General features: G+C 66.7%; 15 protein-coding genes and 1 pseudogene. 6 read left to right on the top strand and 10 right to left on the bottom strand.

Annotation, left to right across the window (positions count from 1 at the left end):
• Positions 1 to 51: 51 nt before the first annotated feature.
• The 8 genes from AB0C34_RS03950 to rimP form a co-directional block, all read right to left on the bottom strand.
• The gene (locus tag AB0C34_RS03950) at positions 52 to 1,401 is read right to left on the bottom strand and encodes an MATE family efflux transporter (protein ID WP_357068464.1); all 1,350 of its coding nucleotides are present in this window, start codon (positions 1,399 to 1,401) and stop codon (positions 52 to 54) included.
• Positions 1,402 to 1,465: 64 nt separating this feature from the next.
• A complete protein-coding gene (locus AB0C34_RS03945; protein ID WP_357067176.1) occupies positions 1,466 to 2,467 on the bottom strand; it encodes a bifunctional oligoribonuclease/PAP phosphatase NrnA in 1,002 nt (333 codons plus the stop codon).
• Positions 2,468 to 2,480: 13 nt separating this feature from the next.
• Positions 2,481 to 2,924 carry a 30S ribosome-binding factor RbfA gene (gene rbfA, locus AB0C34_RS03940; RefSeq protein WP_357067174.1) on the bottom strand — a complete coding sequence of 148 codons (444 nt, stop codon included), beginning with the start codon at positions 2,922 to 2,924 and terminating at the stop codon, positions 2,481 to 2,483.
• A 97-nt stretch (positions 2,925 to 3,021) separates the two neighbouring features.
• Positions 3,022 to 3,312 (bottom strand): DUF503 domain-containing protein, encoded by a 291-nt coding sequence (locus AB0C34_RS03935; RefSeq protein WP_357067172.1) that lies wholly within the window; start codon positions 3,310 to 3,312, stop codon positions 3,022 to 3,024.
• A 73-nt stretch (positions 3,313 to 3,385) separates the two neighbouring features.
• A complete protein-coding gene (infB, locus tag AB0C34_RS03930; RefSeq protein WP_357067170.1) occupies positions 3,386 to 6,397 on the bottom strand; it encodes a translation initiation factor IF-2 in 3,012 nt (1,003 codons plus the stop codon).
• A gap of 110 nt (positions 6,398 to 6,507) precedes the next feature.
• On the bottom strand, positions 6,508 to 6,825 hold the full coding sequence (locus AB0C34_RS03925) for a YlxR family protein (RefSeq protein ID WP_357068462.1): 318 nt from the start codon (positions 6,823 to 6,825) through the stop codon (positions 6,508 to 6,510).
• A gap of 137 nt (positions 6,826 to 6,962) precedes the next feature.
• The gene (nusA, locus tag AB0C34_RS03920; protein WP_357067168.1) at positions 6,963 to 7,991 is read right to left on the bottom strand and encodes a transcription termination factor NusA; all 1,029 of its coding nucleotides are present in this window, start codon (positions 7,989 to 7,991) and stop codon (positions 6,963 to 6,965) included.
• Positions 7,988 to 8,656: a ribosome maturation factor RimP gene (gene rimP, locus AB0C34_RS03915; RefSeq protein WP_357067166.1), complete on the bottom strand. Its 669-nt coding sequence runs from the start codon at positions 8,654 to 8,656 to the stop codon at positions 7,988 to 7,990. Before rimP ends, nusA begins: the two co-directional genes overlap by 4 nt.
• Positions 8,657 to 8,818: 162 nt before the next feature.
• Here rimP and AB0C34_RS03910 point away from each other — a divergent pair, with 162 nt between their 5' ends.
• Together AB0C34_RS03910 and AB0C34_RS03905 are read left to right on the top strand one after the other, a co-directional pair.
• Positions 8,819 to 9,415, top strand: coding sequence for a hypothetical protein (locus AB0C34_RS03910; RefSeq protein ID WP_357067164.1), 597 nt, complete (start codon positions 8,819 to 8,821; stop codon positions 9,413 to 9,415).
• Positions 9,412 to 9,846, top strand: a complete 435-nt coding sequence (locus AB0C34_RS03905) for a DUF4439 domain-containing protein (protein WP_357067162.1) — start codon at positions 9,412 to 9,414, stop codon at positions 9,844 to 9,846. The genes AB0C34_RS03910 and AB0C34_RS03905 overlap by 4 nt, the downstream gene beginning before the upstream one ends.
• A gap of 79 nt (positions 9,847 to 9,925) precedes the next feature.
• Here the strand turns inward: AB0C34_RS03905 and AB0C34_RS03900 are convergent, their stop codons facing one another.
• A complete protein-coding gene (locus AB0C34_RS03900) occupies positions 9,926 to 10,816 on the bottom strand; it encodes a manganese catalase family protein (protein WP_357067160.1) in 891 nt (296 codons plus the stop codon).
• A gap of 447 nt (positions 10,817 to 11,263) precedes the next feature.
• On the opposite strand from AB0C34_RS03900, the pseudogene AB0C34_RS03895 reads away from it, so the two are divergent.
• The 4 genes and pseudogenes from AB0C34_RS03895 to AB0C34_RS03880 form a co-directional block, all read left to right on the top strand.
• Positions 11,264 to 12,094, top strand: a pseudogene (locus AB0C34_RS03895) (zinc-binding dehydrogenase); the annotation flags it as partial.
• A 352-nt stretch (positions 12,095 to 12,446) separates the two neighbouring features.
• The gene (locus AB0C34_RS03890) at positions 12,447 to 12,674 is read left to right on the top strand and encodes a hypothetical protein (protein ID WP_357067158.1); all 228 of its coding nucleotides are present in this window, start codon (positions 12,447 to 12,449) and stop codon (positions 12,672 to 12,674) included.
• A gap of 535 nt (positions 12,675 to 13,209) precedes the next feature.
• Positions 13,210 to 13,722: a DUF2231 domain-containing protein gene (locus AB0C34_RS03885; protein WP_357067156.1), complete on the top strand. Its 513-nt coding sequence runs from the start codon at positions 13,210 to 13,212 to the stop codon at positions 13,720 to 13,722.
• A 28-nt stretch (positions 13,723 to 13,750) separates the two neighbouring features.
• Entirely contained in the window at positions 13,751 to 14,167 is a 417-nt protein-coding gene (locus tag AB0C34_RS03880; protein WP_357067154.1) for a hypothetical protein, read from the top strand.
• 61 nt (positions 14,168 to 14,228) lie between these two features.
• Here AB0C34_RS03880 and AB0C34_RS03875 read toward each other — a convergent pair whose 3' ends face one another.
• Positions 14,229 to 15,980, bottom strand: a complete 1,752-nt coding sequence (locus AB0C34_RS03875) for an acyl-CoA dehydrogenase family protein (protein ID WP_357067152.1) — start codon at positions 15,978 to 15,980, stop codon at positions 14,229 to 14,231.
• Positions 15,981 to 16,025 lie beyond the last annotated feature (45 nt).

The raw sequence follows: 16,025 nt of genomic DNA, 5'->3' as shown, positions 1-16,025 counted from the left end.
ACCTTGGCACATCCGTTCCGGTCCACGCGCACCGGCCGATCCGAGTGTCGGCTACCGCGGCACCTCGAGGCCGACTCGGGCCCATCGACCCGATGACGCCCGCACCGCGACGGCGACCAGCCGCAACAGCATGAACGCGACGAGCCCGGACCAGATTCCGGCGACACCCCACCCGATAGCCAGCGACAGCCAGATGGCGGGCAGGAAGCCGAGCATTGCCGCGGCCAGCGTGCTGGTCCGCAAGTAAGCGGCGTCGCCCGCACCGAGCAGGACGCCGTCGAGCGCGAAGACGATGCCTGCCACCGGGATCAGGGCGACGAAAAACCACCACACCACGTGGGTCCGGTCCAAGACCTCCGGATCGTCGGTGAACAGGGTCGGGATGACCGATGCCCCCGCCGCGAAGCAGACGGCGAGGACCAGGCTGAACACCTCCGACCACTGGGTGACCCGCCAGGCAAGGCGGCGGGCACCGACGGCGTCGCCCGCGCCGAGGGCCGCACCGGTGAGCGTCTGGGCCGCGATGGCCAGCGAATCCAGGGTCAGCGCGAGGAAGTTCCAGAGCTGCAACACCAACTGGTGGGCGGCCACCGATGCCGCGCCGAACCGGGCGGCGACCGCGGCAGCGGAGACGAAGCAGGCTTGGAAGGCGAAACTGCGGACGATGAGGTCGCGGCCGAGGACGAGCTGCGCGCGCATCACCGACCAGTGCGGGACGAGCGAAACCCGTTCGCGGATCAGCGCGTTCAGAAACAGCATCGCCGCGACACCCTGACCGGCGACGTTCGCGACGGCGGAGCCGGGCAACTCCATGCGCGGCGCGCCGAGCAGCCCGTGTACCAGCACCGGGCAGAGGATGCCGGAGACGACGAGTCCAGCAACGACGTAGCCCAGCGGTTTGCGGGTCTGCTGGACGCCACGCAGCCAGCCGTTGCCCGCCATGGAGATCAGGATCAGCGGTACGCCGAACAGGGCGATCCGGATCCAGGCCAATGCGGCATCGGCGATGTCGCCACCGCCCGCTATCGCCGTGGTCAGCGGCACGGCGAAGCCCTGTACCAGCACCAAGATCGTGGCGCCGACCGCCAGCGCGATCCAGGTGGCCTGCACCCCTTCGGCAACCGCGCCCCGCTCATCGCCGGCGCCGTGGCGGCGGGCCGATCGCGCCGTGGTGCCGTAGGACAGGAAGGTCAACTGCGTGCTCGTCTGCGCGAGAATCAACCCGCCGACGGCGAGACCGGCCAGCGCGAGCGCGCCGAGCCGGCCGACGACGGCGAGGTCGAACAACAGGTAGATCGGCTCGGCGACCAGTACACCGAGCGTCGGCAACGCGAGCCCGAGAATGCGGCCCGGCCCGACCGCGGGGGCCGGTTCGGTACGGCCGAGCACCTGCGGCGGCATCGACCCGGCGTCCTCCACCTCACCGGAGCTCATCACGTTCATCGAACCTCTCCTGCCCGGGCGATCACCCCAGCACGGCCACCAGCGCGCCGACCAGATCGTCCGGCGTGCCGTACGCCGTGTAGCCCGCTGCGAAGCGATGACCGCCGCCACCCAGCTCCGTGGCCACCTCGGCGACATCGATACCGTCGCCGGTATTCGGCCCGCTGTCACGTGAGCGCAGTGACACCGTCCACCGGTTGGGCACGGTGCGGGACTCTTTGAATACCGCGGCGACTCCCGCTTCGGCGGTCGTCCGCACGATGTCGATCACGCTTTCGATTTCTTCCGACCGCATCCCGTCGACATCGGCGCGGCGCACGAACGCATAGACCAGCCCGACGCCGCCACGGACGTCCGGCGCCAGCTGCGCGGTGCCGAGCACCCGCGACAGCATCGGCAGCCAACCGAACGGATGGGTGTCGAGCAGGGTGCGGGCGATCTCGGCGCCATCGATACCGGTGGCCAGCAGCCGTTCGGCCAAGTCGTGCGTACCCGGCCGGACCCATCGGAACGACCCGGTGTCGGTCACCAGCCCCGCGTACAGGCACTGCGCTACCTCGGAATCGATCGGCATACCCCACGCGTCGAGCAACCGCGCGATCACGCTCGTGGTGGACTCGGCGCCGGGATCGACCAGATTGATCGCCCCGAAGCGCGTATTCGACCGATGGTGGTCGATCACCAGTGTGGTTGCGGCCCCGGGCAATCGATCGGCAAGCGCACCGAGGCGCCCCACACTGCCGCAATCCACCGTGACGAGCAGGTCGACTTCCGCGGGTACCTCGGCAGGCGCCACCAGATGGCGCACACCCGGCAGCGCGGTCATCGACATGGGTAGGTTCGCCGGTTCGGCGAACGACACCCATACCGGAGTCCCGCGTCGGTGCAGAACCAGCGCCAAGGCCAGACCACTTCCGATAGTGTCCGCGTCGGGCTGCACATGGCAGATGACGCTCACCGAGCGCGCAGCGTCCAGCGCTGCCACGGCCGCGTCCAGCCCGGCCGTCTCTCGTATCGTCGTCATCGACTACCGCATGTCACTCATCGGCGTCGCGTTCGACCTTGTAGGGGTCGGCGTCACCCGCGTGCCTGGCATTGGCCGCGACTTTGGCGACCGCGTCGTCCGCGGCGCGCGCCTTGTCGAGCAGTTCCTCCATCTGTCGTGCCGCATCGGGCACGGTATCCAGTACGAACGCCAGCGTCGGGGTGAATTTCACCCCGGTTCCCGCGCCCACCTTGGAGCGCAACACACCCTTGGCCTTCTCCAGCCCGGCCGCCGCGCCGACGTAATCCGGTTCGTCGTCGATGGTTTCGCCCATCACGGTGTAATACACCGTCGCATCCCGGAGATCACCGGTGATTTTGGCGTCGGTGACGGTCACGAAACGCAGCCGCGGATCCTTCACCTCGTATTCGATCGCGGTGGCCACGATCGAGGAAATCCGCTTGGCGAGTCGACGTGCCCTGGCTTGATCCACCATGGCCGTTTCCTCCTTACTAGCTCTGTTCGATGGCGGGGAGCGCGGTCTCGACGGTCTGGTCAACCTGCCGCCTGCGTGCCCGGCACTCCTGCCGCGGTCAGTCTTCTGGTCCGAAGATCCTGCGGCGCACCGCCAGCAACTGTAACTCCGGACGGGCCGCGACGTGCCGTTCACATTTGTCCAGCACCTCGGTCAGATGGTTCATTCCCGCGCTGACCATGGCCACGCCCAGCACCGAGCGACGGTGCAGATCGTGGTCTCCGCCTTCGGCGGCGCTGACACCGAAGCGCTGCAATTCGGCCAGGATCGGCCGAATCACCGAGCGCTTCTGTTTCAGCGAATGCACGTCGCCCAGCAGGAGATCGAACTCCAGGGCACCCAGGTACACGCACTTACCTCTTAGTGATTCAAAGACCGGTCCGGACGCCACGCGGGTGGCGTCCGGACTTCGTCTCGTTCGGTCAGTCGCGCGGCTTCTCGCGCAGTTCGTAGGCCTCGATGATGTCGCCTTCCTTGATATCGGAATAGGTGACCGTCATACCGCATTCGAAGCCCTCGCGGACCTCGACGGCATCGTCCTTCTCCCGCTTCAGCGAAGAGATCGACATCGTCTCGGCAATCACCACGTTGTCGCGGAGCAGGCGCGCCTTGGCATTGCGCTTGACCGAACCCGAGGTGACCATGCAACCGGCGATATTGCCGACCTTCGACGAGCGGAAGATGGCCCTGATCTCGGCACGACCCAGCTCGACCTCTTCGTAGATCGGCTTCAGCATGCCCTTGAGGGCCTTCTCGATCTCGTCGATCGCCTGGTAGATCACCGAGTAGTACCGGATGTCGACGCCCTCGCGGTTGGCCAACTCGGTCGCCTTGCCTTCGGCACGCACGTTGAACCCGATGATGATCGCGTTCGATGCCGAAGCCAGGTTGACGTTGGTCTCGGTGACGCCACCGACACCGCGATCGATGACCCGCAGCCGCACCTCTTCGTCCACCTGGATACCGAGCAGCGCCTCTTCGAGAGCCTCGACGGTACCGGAGTTGTCACCCTTGAGGATCAGGTTCAGCTCGCTGGTTTCCTTCAGCGCGGCATCCAGATCTTCCAGGCTGATCCGCTTACGGCTGCGGGCGGCCAGCGCGTTGCGTTTGCGCGCATTGCGCCGGTCGGCGATCTGCCGTGCGATCCGGTCCTCGTCGACCACCAAGAGGTTGTCACCAGCGCCCGGCACCGACGTGAAGCCCACGACCTGGACCGGCCGCGACGGCAGCGCCGCGTCGACATCCTCGCCGTGCTCGTCGACCATTCGGCGCACACGACCATAGGCGTCACCCGCCACGATCGAGTCGCCGACGCGCAACGTGCCGCGCTGCACCAGCACCGTGGCAACCGGGCCGCGGCCGCGGTCGAGGTGCGCCTCGATCGCCACACCCTGCGCGTCCATGTCCGGGTTCGCCCGCAGGTCGAGGGCGGCGTCCGCGGTGAGCAGGACCGCCTCGAGCAGTGCTTCGATGTTGGTGCCCTGCTTGGCCGAGATATCGACGAACATGGTCTCGCCGCCGTATTCCTCGGAGACCAGGCCGTACTCGGTGAGCTGCTGCCGGATCTTCTGCGGGTTGGCGCCTTCCTTATCGATCTTGTTGACCGCCACCACGATCGGCACGTCGGCCGCTTGCGCGTGGTTGATCGCCTCCACCGTCTGCGGCATGACGCCGTCGTCCGCCGCGACCACCAGGATCGCGATGTCGGTGGCCTTCGCGCCGCGGGCACGCATGGCGGTGAACGCCTCGTGGCCCGGGGTGTCGATGAAGGTGATCAGTCGGTCTTCCTCGCCGAGGTGCGTGAGCACCTGGTAGGCGCCGATGTGCTGGGTGATACCACCGGCCTCGCCCTCGCGGACGTTGGCCTTACGGATGGTGTCCAACAGTCGCGTCTTACCGTGGTCGACGTGACCCATGACGGTCACCACCGGCGGACGCTGTTCGAGGTCTTCCTCGCCGCCCTCGTCCTCGCCGTAGGTGAGGTCGAACGACTCCAACAGCTCGCGGTCCTCGTCTTCCGGGCTGACCACGTGCACGACGTAGTTCATCTCGCCGCCGAGCAACTCGAGCGTCTCGTCGTTCACCGACTGGGTCGCTGTGACCATCTCGCCCAGATTGAACAGGGCCTGGACCAGCGCGGCCGGATTCGCGTCGATCTTCTCCGCGAAGTCCGACAACGACGCGCCGCGAGCGAGCCGGATGATCTCGCCGTTGCCGCGCGGCAGCCGCACGCCGCCGACGGCGGGCGCCTGCATCGAGTCGTATTCCTGCCGCTTCTGCCGCTTCGACTTACGGCCACGACGAGGCGCACCACCGGGCCGGCCGAACGCGCCGGCCGCACCACCGCGACCGCCGGGGCCACCAGGACGACCGCCACCGCCACCGCCACCGGGACGACCGCGGAAACCGCCCGCCGCGCCGCCGCCACCGGCACCGGGCGCACCCGCACCCGCACCGGGCGCACCGCCGCCACCACCGCGGTAACCACCGCCGCCGGCGCCGCCACCGCCACCACCGGGCCGACCGGCTCCGGCGCCACCGGGACGACCTGGTCGACCGGCACCGGGACCACCGGCGCCACCCGGACGCGCAGTGCGCGAGGGCATCGCGCCGGGGTTCGGACGCGGCGGCATCGAACCGGGGCTCGGACGCGGACCGCCGGGACGGGGGCCACCTTGACCGGGCGCCGGGCGCGAGCCCTGCGCGGGGCCGGGACGCGGACCACCCTGAGCCGGACCGGGACGCGGACCACCCTGGGCTGGGCCTGGACGCGGACCACCCGGACCGGGAGCCGGACGAGGCGCAGGACGCTCGGGAGCCGAAGAATAGGGGTTGTTACCGACCCGCGGGGGTTTGGGCCCCGGACGAGGTCCATGTGCCGCACCGCCGGGACGCTGGCTGCCCGGAGCCGGGGTACCGGGACGCTGCTGCTGCTGACCAGGTCGCGGACCCCCACCTGGCACCGGACGCGGACCGGTCGGTGCCGGCGCCGGCGTCGAGTTGGTCGCACCGGACGCAGCCGGCGGAGCGACGGATTCCCGTGCGGCGGGCTTGGGGGGCGGTCCCGGACGTACGGCGGGACCTGGCCGTACAGCCGGAGACTCGCTGGTCTGCGCGGCCGGACGGACGGTCTCCTGAGCGGCGGGAGCCGCCGGAGCGGGCGCCGCAGTCGGGCGCGGGCCGGGACGGGGGCCACTGCCCGCGGGCTTCGCGGACGGACGAACCGACGGACCGGGGCGTGCGCCGGATTTGGCGCCGTTCGACGGGGCGGATTTCGCTGCGAACGACTCACGCAGCCGCCGCGCGACCGGTGCCTCCACCGTCGACGACGCCGACTTCACGAACTCGCCTTGCTCCTTGAGCGTTGCGAGTAGTTCCTTACTCGTGACACCGAGTTCTTTTGCCAACTCGTGCACGCGGGCCTTGCCTGCCACTGCTCTCCTCACTGAGAGGTCGAGCAGCGCCACCGTTCTGGGGACGGGGCCCGCACGACCTCGGGTTATCTCCGATGGACGTTCATCGTTGGTACTTCATCACGGTGTGCTCATGAGTGCTCGTGCCTGTTCTCGAGGTAACGCTCCAGGGCTGAGATATCCAGATGTCCGGACACTCGTAGTGCTCTGCCGATAGCTCGGCGTCGCTCTGCTGTGCTCAAACAGACCGAAAAGGGGTGCAGCCAGGCACCCCGTCCGGGAAGTCTGCGCTGCGGATCGGGAACGACCTCAACGGTGTGGGAGCCGTCTCCGACCGCACGCTGTCGAGCCACGATCCGCAACAGATCGACGGCCAGCTCGCGCTTTCGGCACCCTATACAGGTCCGCACCGGAGCGGCCGGACGCTGGGGCGTCACGTGCTGCTCGATGGTGTGGTCGGGCAAAGGAACCGAAGGCTCGGACTGAACCTGCGACCACTCTACCGCTGCCCGGTCCCGAACGCCGAACCCGTCCCCCACAGAAGCTGCCGACAGGTCGTCCCGAGGACCCCGCTGGCGGGTTTCCGTCAACTCCGGTGCGCCTCCGTTCGAACCGATCCGCCCAGGTCGGGCGCGGCGTCACTGCGGATATCGATACGCCAGCCGGTCAGCCTTGCGGCGAGGCGGGCATTCTGCCCCTCCTTACCGATGGCCAGCGAGAGTTGGAAATCCGGGACTACAACGCGGGCCGCGCGAGCCTCCGCGTCGACGATCGTGACAGAAACCACTTTCGACGGTGAGAGCGCGTTGCCGACGAACGTCGCCGGATCGTCGGCGTAATCGATGATGTCGATCTTCTCGCCGGCCAGTTCGCTCATCACGTTGCGCACGCGCTGCCCCATCGGTCCGATGCACGCGCCCTTGGCGTTGACGCCCGGCACGGTGGTGCGCACGGCGATCTTGGAGCGGTGTCCCGCTTCGCGCGCGACCGCGACGATCTCCACCGAGCCGTCGGCGATCTCCGGCACCTCCAGCGCGAACAGCCGCCGCACCAGGTTCGGGTGGGTACGCGACAACGTGATCTGCGGTCCGCGTGTACCGCGAGAGACACCGACGACGTAGCACTTGATCCGATCGCCGTGCTCATAGGTCTCCCCCGGCACCTGCTCGGCGGCCGGGATCAGTCCCTCGGCGCCGTGCAGTTCGCTGCCGATGTGCACCACCACCGTGCCGCGGGCGTTGGCCCGTGCGTCGCGCTGCACCACGCCGCCGACGATGTCGCCCTCGTGCGTGGAGAACTCGCCGAAGGACTTCTCGTTCTCCGCGTCCCGCAGCCGCTGCAGCACCACCTGACGGGCGGTGGTCGCCGCGATCCGGCCGAACCCCTCGGGGGTGTCGTCCCATTCGGAGATCACGTTGCCGTCGATATCCAGCTCACGCGCCATCACCCGGACCACGCCGGTCTTCTGGTTGATGTCGATGCGGGCGTTGGGCTCGTGCCCCTCGGTATGGCGGTACGCGGTAAGCAACGCCGACTCGATCGCGGAGATCACGGTCTCGATCGAGATTCCCTTGTCGGCGACTATCGCGCGCAGGGCTTCGATTTCGATGTTCATTCCACGATCCCTTCGGTCGGCGAATCGGACGCTGTCACTGATTCGGATTGCGCATGCGGTATTCCTCGGACATCAGCGGCGTCGTCGATCGCCACCGCGTCTTCCTGACCCGGGATCGGACGCCCCGGAACGACTCCACCCGCGAGTTCCAACTCCCGCGCGCCGGGCGGGGAGAACTCGACCTGAACGACGGCTGTGGCAATGTCAGCGAGCGGGACCGTGACGCGGTGCGGATTGCGTTTGCCACCGACCACCAGTGCCACCGCGTCGCCGCCGAGCGCGCCGACCCTGGCCTCGAACGTCGCCGTTCCCGCCGGCGACGGCGCGCTCTCGGCCAACGAGATACGCACCTTCCTGCCTCGCGCTCGGCGCCAATGTCGGTGAGCGGTCAACGGCCGATCGATGCCCGGGGTCGTGACTTCCAACAGGTAGGGCGTCTCGCCGAACTCCCCGGCGTCATCGAGCAGGACGGACAGTTCCGAACTCAGCGTGGCGATCGAATCCAGGTCGGAGGCCTCGTCGCTGTCCACGGTCACCTGCACCCGCGCCTGGGCGTCCACGTGCTTGCCCGCCGTCGAGATCTCGACACCCTCGAGGTCGAATCCTCGGCGTTCGACGAGTCCAGCCACGAGCTGGCTCACCCTTTCCTGGGTCGGCATGGGCATGTGCGGCGGCTCCTGGTTCAGTTGTGACGCGGAGGGAAATTTCTCTACCGAAGGTCTAGCGTAACGCGCCACGGGAGTGTAAAGGACCGGCGGGCGCGGAGTGTGCGCGCCACGGCCGACGCCTCGTCCGTAGGCGTGCCGCGAATCTGGCACGATGATGCCGTGCCCATCCGCCTTCCCGCCCCGCCGCGTGCCGGGTGCAGTTCCGGCATCCCCTCCGACCGGCGCGAGCCCCACCCGTCCGCCCCGAATCGCCGCACTGCGTTGCGACTGGCAAGCGGCGGCACGGTCGGGGCCCTGCTGCTGGGCGCCGTCGTCGGCTGCGACACCGACGACGCGGTGTACGACCCGGATCCGCTCGCCGCGCAGGAGGTCCTGGCGCGCGCCGATGCGACGGCCGCGTCGGCGGCGATCACTCTCGCACCACAGCGGCATGCCGCGCTGACCGCGATCGCCACCGAACGCGCCGCGCACGCCGACGCGCTACGGGCCGAGATCGATCGGGTGATCGGCGTCTATGGCGACGGCACCAAACCCAGCCACAAAACCCGCGAGATCGCCCGAGCGCAGTCCGCTGGCGCCTCCGGCGCCGCCGTGCCGCCGAAGCCACCGTCGAGTATCGATACCTTGCGCACCCAGCTCGCCGGGTCCCAACAGTCCGCCGCCGACCTGGCCCGGAGCCAATCCGGATACCGGGCGGGCCTGCTCGCCTCGATCAGCGCGGCCTGTGCCGCCCAAGCGGTGGTTCTGCTCGGATGACCGATGCCGAACGCCGCGCCCTGCTGGACGCGCTGAGCGCCGAATACGGCGCGGTGTATACCTACGGCGTGATCGCCGCTTACAGCGCCCCTGAGCACGCGGGCGTAGTCGCGGAGAACGCCGCGGCTCATCGCGCCCGCCGAGACGCCACCCTCGACGAGCTCGCCAAGGGCGGTGCCATCGTGCCCCCACCGGCCGCCGCGTACGCGGCGCCCTTCCCGGTGACCGATCCGGTCTCGGCCGCCCGGCTGGCCGCGACCGTCGAGACCGACACCGCCGTCGCCTGGCGGGCGGTGGTGGAACGCGGTGAGTCCGAACCGATTCGTCGCATCGGCGTCGACGCGCTGACCGAATGCGCGGTGCGCCTGGCCACTTGGCAGTCCATCCTGGGCACGAATCCACCGACGGTCGCTTTTCCCGGCAGGGTATAGAAACCAACCAGCTATCGCCCGATCCCGCTGATACACCACCGGGATCGGGCCGTGGCCGTCATTCCGTACACGTTTGCGGTCAGTCGGGTAGGTGGGATTCGTGGGTGAAAGGTTTACTGCCGTGCACGGCCGGCTCTCCGTGCGGGTTGGTGTCGGCGCCGTGGTTGGCGTGCTCGTCCGAGGTGAGCCATTCGGTGATCGGATCGTCGATGTAGCGCCACTCCGTGCCCGCGGGCCAGGGGCCTTGCCCTTCGTTCCACGGGCCACGGACGCTGGCCGCGCCGTTGGACATGTTGAAGGCGACGTTTTGGAATCGGTCGTCTCCTGGCAGCGCCCCTGGCGGAAAGTTGACCGGAAGGTCGTTGAGGGCAGCGGTGAACTGCTGGAAATGTGCGATTTCGCGGGTCATCAGGAACGAGAGCGTGTCCTGCACGCCGGGGTCGTCGGTGAATTGTTTGAGGTATTCGTAGACAATCTTGGCGCGGGACTCGGCCGCGAGGTTGCTGCGCAAATCTACCGAGGGTTCGCCGTTGGCATTGACGTATGCGCCTGACCACGGCACGCCAGCCGAATTACTTACATCGGGCCCGCCGCCGGTGAGGGCGAAATACAGCGGGTTCACCGATACCTGATGGATCGCCTGATCGCGGCCGTTCGAACTCGCGACAACCGGCATCCAGTCACATCGGTCGTTCGCCTGCTTCAAGTCGTCGTTGAGGCCGTCGAGCAGCATCGTTATCATCGAACCGACAATCTCGAGGTGGCTGAACTCCTCGGTCGCGATGTCCATGAACAAGTCGTATGTCTTGGGGTGCTTACGGCGCATGAGAAATGCCTGACTGAAGTATTGCATCGCGGCTTTCAGCTCACCGTTCGCGCCACCGAACTGTTCTTGCAAAAGCGTGGCGAAGCGGGGGTCGGGACGGTCGACGCGAACCTCGAACTGGAGATCCTTGTTGTGTGTGAACATTGCTCTCCTCACCGGGACATCGAGACTGTTCGACATGCACTACCTGCTGGCAGGATGTATGAAAATACAGCGGACGTCAGGATGTTCTGTGCGATCTGCTTCGGACCGGAGTGACAGCGGATGATTCGGACTGTCCGCGATCCTCCTACAGTGACCTGTTCATCTCTGCCCGAACGGGCGATGACATAGCGGGGATACCCGCGACACCGCTGATGCGAGACCGCATGATCGATTATTCCCAGAGCCCCGAAAAATCAGCGTCATTTTGCCAAAGTCGGCACGTCACCCGGAATGTCTCAGGCCCCGAGGCGAAGCCTCGGAAAAAAGTCGACGGATTGAACACCAAGCGCTTCGTCGACCTGTTTCGATCGCTGCGCAAGTGTACGCATTGGCGATCGGTCGGGGCCGAACGGGCATGTGGCTCGCGGGTATTCGCTCCGCGTGGCGAAACTGTACGGACGGATACCGGGCGGCCAAGCCCAGTACCTCCGGGTACCCCATGCCGACGCAACGCATATCACGGTGCCACCCGGCCCCGATGACACGCGCTTTCTGTACTTGTCGGATGTATTGCCCACCGCATGGCAAGCAGTCGAATACGCCGACGTCTCGGCAGGGGATTCGCTGACAGTGCTGGGCCTGGGGCCCATCGGTGATATGGCGTGCCGGATCGCCGCGTATAACGGCGTGCGGGTGATCGGAGTCGACCGGGTCCCCGAACGGTTGGTGCGAGTTGCCGGCCGCGGCGTCGAAGTGGTCGACCTGGACGAGACGAGCGATTCGATCGGCGATCGGATCCGTGATCGGACCGCGGGACGCGGCACCGATGCGGTGATCGACGCCGTCGGCATGGAAGCGCACGGTTCGCCGATTACGTCATTCGCGCAGCGCTCGGCGGCACTGTTACCGGATACCGTGGCGCAGAAGGTTATCGACACGGTCGGCGTCGATCGGCTTGCGGCGTTGCGCAGCGCGATCGACATCGTGCGCAGGGGCGGAACCATCTCACTTGCCGGGGTGTATGGCGGCATGGTGGACCCGTTGCCGATGCGAACGCTGTTCGACAAACAGATCCAGCTGCGGATGGGGCAGGCGAATGTCACTCGCTGGGCACCCCACATCCTGCCATTGCTGGTGGATGGCGACCCGCTGGGTGTGGAAACCTTCGCTACCCATCGACTTCCGCTCTCGGCGGCGCCCGACGCATACCGCATGTTTCAAACCAAATCCGATGGTGCGGTGAAGATCATCCTCAATCCCCAGCCTGCCCCTCTCTGACACACCACCTTCGCAGCCTGCCCCTCCGCCTGGGCACACCTCGACAAGATCGCGCGCCCGGCTGCCCCTGTTTGTGTCGAACAGGGCTGGCTATTGCCCGATTAGGACCTCGGGCGCGACTGAACCCGGTTCCGAAGCTTCACCGCGATGACGACCCACGCCGTGGTGGCGTTGGCATAACCGTCGGACGGCAACCCGCCGAATCGAACAACGACCCCGGTGCCCCTGGATACGCGACGAAACTCGCCTCGACAGCCCCTCGGTGGCACTAGGCGATTGTGGCGTGTGGTGGGAGTGCTCCCAAATATGGACCGCCAAGTCCAGGGCGAGAGCACCAAGCGAAAGGGGCACTATGTCGACGCCGCACCGTAGACACCTGATACTCCTGGATCCAGGACGGTTCGGCGACCCCACCGCTTTGTCGGCGATTCGGGCGGGCTTCTTCGACTGGCTGAAAGTTACCGATGGCGAAGTCGTCGAGGACGGCGGCGCCAACCGGCTTGTCATCTCTTCTCGGTCAGAAGTAGCCGAACAAATCAGGGACCTCGATGACGTCCTAAAAGTTGAGCCCTACGCGTAGCGGTGCGGCGTTGTCGCCAGCGCGCCCGGTAAACCGTTTCTCAGGCGCGGAAAGTGGCGCCGAGTGCCCAACCGACTCAATTACCTGTGAACTGTCGAGATGAATCCAAGCATCGTGCGCCACTTCGCCATTCGTTCCGCCTACGCAGTCGGCGGGCTCGAATCAATGAGATCACTTTTTGCACGCGGACCCCGACTTGGCCGAAGAATCTATCGACTGCTGCGCCGAAGGACGAACCGGATGCCTGATCGGACGCGACGTCGATATCTCGGCGTGCCGTCGCGGTGGAGTAGGCAGGGGCAGGCAGAATCGCGCAGCATAACCACACCGCGTATGCCATGAAACTCGGCGACGTGCGGTTCAAGGAGAGCCGGAACACGGTAGGCGACGTTCGCGAACTCCGCCCCGAGACCTAGGTTCGACGGCGACACCCAGAGAAGAGTGATTACTGACATATTGGAGAGCTGACGCTTCCCCACTGAGGAGTTCCGCGCCACGATATTTCGCTTTATCGGAACCCGTACGGAGGTTTGTGATGAGCAGTGATCGACAGCAGGCCAAGCAGCCGGTGAGCGCACTGCTGGCCGGGCCGTACGGGCACCCCTTCCACCCGATCCTGGTGACGGTCCCGATCGGTGCATGGTTCGCGAGCCTGGTGTTCGACCTCGCCTCCCACGTGGTCGAGGACCCAGCGTTTCTGGCCGAGGGAGCGCAGTGGCTGCTCGCGATCGGTGTGCTGGGCGCGTTGGTGGCCGCGACCGTCGGGTTCCTGGATCTGCTGGGGATTGCGACCGGCACCCCTGCTTTCCGCACCGGTCTGATCCACATGAGCCTGAATGTGACCGTGACCATTGCCTTCGCCGTCGATTTCCTGTGGCGGAGATCCATCGACGACCTGACCCGTCCGGTACCGGCAGGTCCACTGGCGCTGTCGGTGGCGAGTGTGGCCGCGCTGGGCGTCTCCGGCTATCTCGGCGGAAAACTGGCGTACCACTACGGCGTCCGGGTGGCTGACGAAGCCACCCAGGCCGCCGGATTCCGGCACTGAACATCCCTCGATCTGTAAGGAGCGCGTGATGGGCATCGCGGCACTGATCACCTGGTTGTTGACCGCCGTCGGCGGGTTCGTCCTGCTCGGCACATGGATCGCCAAAGGCGGTGCTCGGCAACCGACGACGACCCATTTGCCTCCACCGGTGGTGTTCGGCCATTTCGTACTCGCCGTAGTTGGACTCGTCGTCTGGATCGTGTATCTGGTCGTCGATTCCGAGTCGTTGGCGTGGATCGCGTTCGCGCTGTTGGTGCCAGTCGCTGTGCTCGGGTTCACGATGCTGGCGCGCTGGCTGCCGGTCTACCGCGACCGCACCACCACGACACAGACCGCTCCGGCCGAACGGCACTTCCCCGTCGGAGTCGTCGCCGGGCACGGTGTGTTCGCCGTGGTCACCGTCGTGCTGGTGCTGCTGACCGCGCTCGGCGTCGGCGGAAACTAGCCCACGCCACGCGGTGATCGGCCGATCTGCGCGGACCGCCCGATTCGACGCTGAGCCCGTGCTACGGACGCATCTCGTAAGCACCGTTGTAGGACGCGACCTCGGCCCACACGCGGTCGAAACGCGGGCGATCTGCGACCGGGGGACGCAGCGTGGACGCGGCCCAGCCCTGCTGGCCAGGAGTGGCAGAGGGCTTGCCATACAGCGTCGTGGCGTGGGCGTTGAAATCTCGAATTTGGAAGTCGAAGATCTGGTCGATCAGGTCGCGGTCCAGGCCGGTCATCGCGGCCTGCTCCAGGATCAGCTGGCCGTAGACCACCAGAGCGAACAGGTGCCCGACGGTCAGCATGAAGTCCAAATCCTTGCGCTGCCCGGCATCGGGCGCCGCGCTGCTCAGCAGCGTGCGCAGCGCCTGCGCCTGCTCGTAGAAGCGACCGACGTTGGGGATGTCGGCGTGCTTCTCGTATACCGGCGTCCAGTCCGCGAATTGCACCTGACTCGCGCCCCGGGCGGGCCCCTGCCGCCAGAAGAACGCGTCGTCGGCGGCATCTCGGCGAGTCCCGACCTCGGGGTAATCCTTCGGATCGAACAGGTAGTTCGGCATGAACTTCAGGATCTGCCCGACATTGACGTGAACCGTGCCCTCCAACCGTGGCAGCGTGCTGATCAGCCGCTGCGCCTCGGCGAAGTAGGTGTTCTTCTCGAAACCCTTGGCCGCCAGCACATCCAGCAGCAGCGTCATGACGGTCTCACCCTCGGAGGTGACCTTGGACTTCGTCATCGGGTTGAACAGCAGGTAGCGGCGATCCTCCAGGCTCGCGCTGCGGAAGTAGTCGACGGCCCGGTCGCTGAACAGCTTCATCGCGATGATGCGCGCATAGGCGTCGACGAAGTTGGTGCGCACATGCGGGAAATCGGTGACCGGATTGCCATAGAGGATGCGGTTTCCCGCGTGCGTGATCGCCTCGTAGAACGAGTGCTCGACCATGCCGATGCCGCCGTGGCAGAGATTGAACTTACCCACGTTGACGGTATTCAGCGCGGCGGAGAACGCCTCGGGGCCGGTGTGCAGGATGTCCTCGGCACGCACCGGGTAGTCCTCCAGGCGGAACGTGCTCACGTACATCTGCTGGTGCACGACGTTGCCCAACAGGTGATAGTTCTCGTGCCGGGAGTCGGCGGCGAACCAGATGTAGCCGTCGGCGCCCTCGAGGTCGGCGCGGCGAGAGAACACCGACACCATGCTGGCCACATTGCCGTTGCCAATGTAGTACTTGGCGCCGTTGGCGCGGAACAGGATTCCGGACTCGGCGTCCGCGCTACCGGGCGTCGTCGGCGTGAGAACCAGATCTGTGTTGTAGATGTCGGCGCCGTGCGTCTGCTCGGACAGGCCGAACGCCATCACCTGTCCGTCGGCCAGATCGGCGGCCGCACGCTTCTTGGCGTCCTCGTTGTCGCTCTGCCAGATCGGGCCGAGGCCGAGGATGGTCACCTGCTCGGCATACCAGTAGGCGAGGCCATAGAAACCCAAGATTTCCGACAACGCGGCATTTCGCGCCGTATCCCAGCGCCGGTTCGGGTCGCCGTCGGCGTAGGCCGCCGGAGTGAGGAAGGTGGCGAACAGCTTCTCCTTCTTGACGAAGTCGAGGAACTCCGCCGTCCAGACCGCGTTGGCATCATCAGCGAGCAGTTGCTGCTTGCCCCGCCTCTCGAACCAGTCGATAGTGGCGCGCAACACCCGCCGCGTCTCCGCGTCGAACTGCTGCGGGTCATAGTCGGCCGGGTTGAACAACAACGCGTCGATGCTCGTCATGCCGGTTAACTTACCAGCGGGTAACCGCAGCCTGGGCGGGGTCCA

This window comes from Nocardia sp. NPDC049220 (assembly GCF_040647855.1).
Taxonomy (GTDB): domain Bacteria; phylum Actinomycetota; class Actinomycetes; order Mycobacteriales; family Mycobacteriaceae; genus Nocardia.
The sequence above is the reverse complement of the archived record's forward strand: the minus strand, read 5'-3'. Positions and strand labels throughout refer to the sequence as shown.

Excerpts from the sequence above, each read along its gene's own strand:
- AB0C34_RS03950 (WP_357068464.1), bottom strand. The coding sequence starts at position 1,401 with ATGCCGCCGCAGGTGCTCGGCCGTACCGAACCGGCCCCCGCGGTCGGG.
- AB0C34_RS03945 (WP_357067176.1), bottom strand. The coding sequence starts at position 2,467 with ATGACGACGATACGAGAGACGGCCGGGCTGGACGCGGCCGTGGCAGCG.
- rbfA (WP_357067174.1), bottom strand. The coding sequence starts at position 2,924 with ATGGTGGATCAAGCCAGGGCACGTCGACTCGCCAAGCGGATTTCCTCG.
- nusA (WP_357067168.1), bottom strand. The coding sequence starts at position 7,991 with ATGAACATCGAAATCGAAGCCCTGCGCGCGATAGTCGCCGACAAGGGA.
- rimP (WP_357067166.1), bottom strand. The coding sequence starts at position 8,656 with ATGCCCATGCCGACCCAGGAAAGGGTGAGCCAGCTCGTGGCTGGACTC.
- AB0C34_RS03905 (WP_357067162.1), top strand. The coding sequence starts at position 9,412 with ATGACCGATGCCGAACGCCGCGCCCTGCTGGACGCGCTGAGCGCCGAA.
- AB0C34_RS03900 (WP_357067160.1), bottom strand. The coding sequence starts at position 10,816 with ATGTTCACACACAACAAGGATCTCCAGTTCGAGGTTCGCGTCGACCGT.
- AB0C34_RS03890 (WP_357067158.1), top strand. The coding sequence starts at position 12,447 with ATGTCGACGCCGCACCGTAGACACCTGATACTCCTGGATCCAGGACGG.
- AB0C34_RS03885 (WP_357067156.1), top strand. The coding sequence starts at position 13,210 with ATGAGCAGTGATCGACAGCAGGCCAAGCAGCCGGTGAGCGCACTGCTG.
- AB0C34_RS03880 (WP_357067154.1), top strand. The coding sequence starts at position 13,751 with ATGGGCATCGCGGCACTGATCACCTGGTTGTTGACCGCCGTCGGCGGG.
- AB0C34_RS03875 (WP_357067152.1), bottom strand. The coding sequence starts at position 15,980 with ATGACGAGCATCGACGCGTTGTTGTTCAACCCGGCCGACTATGACCCG.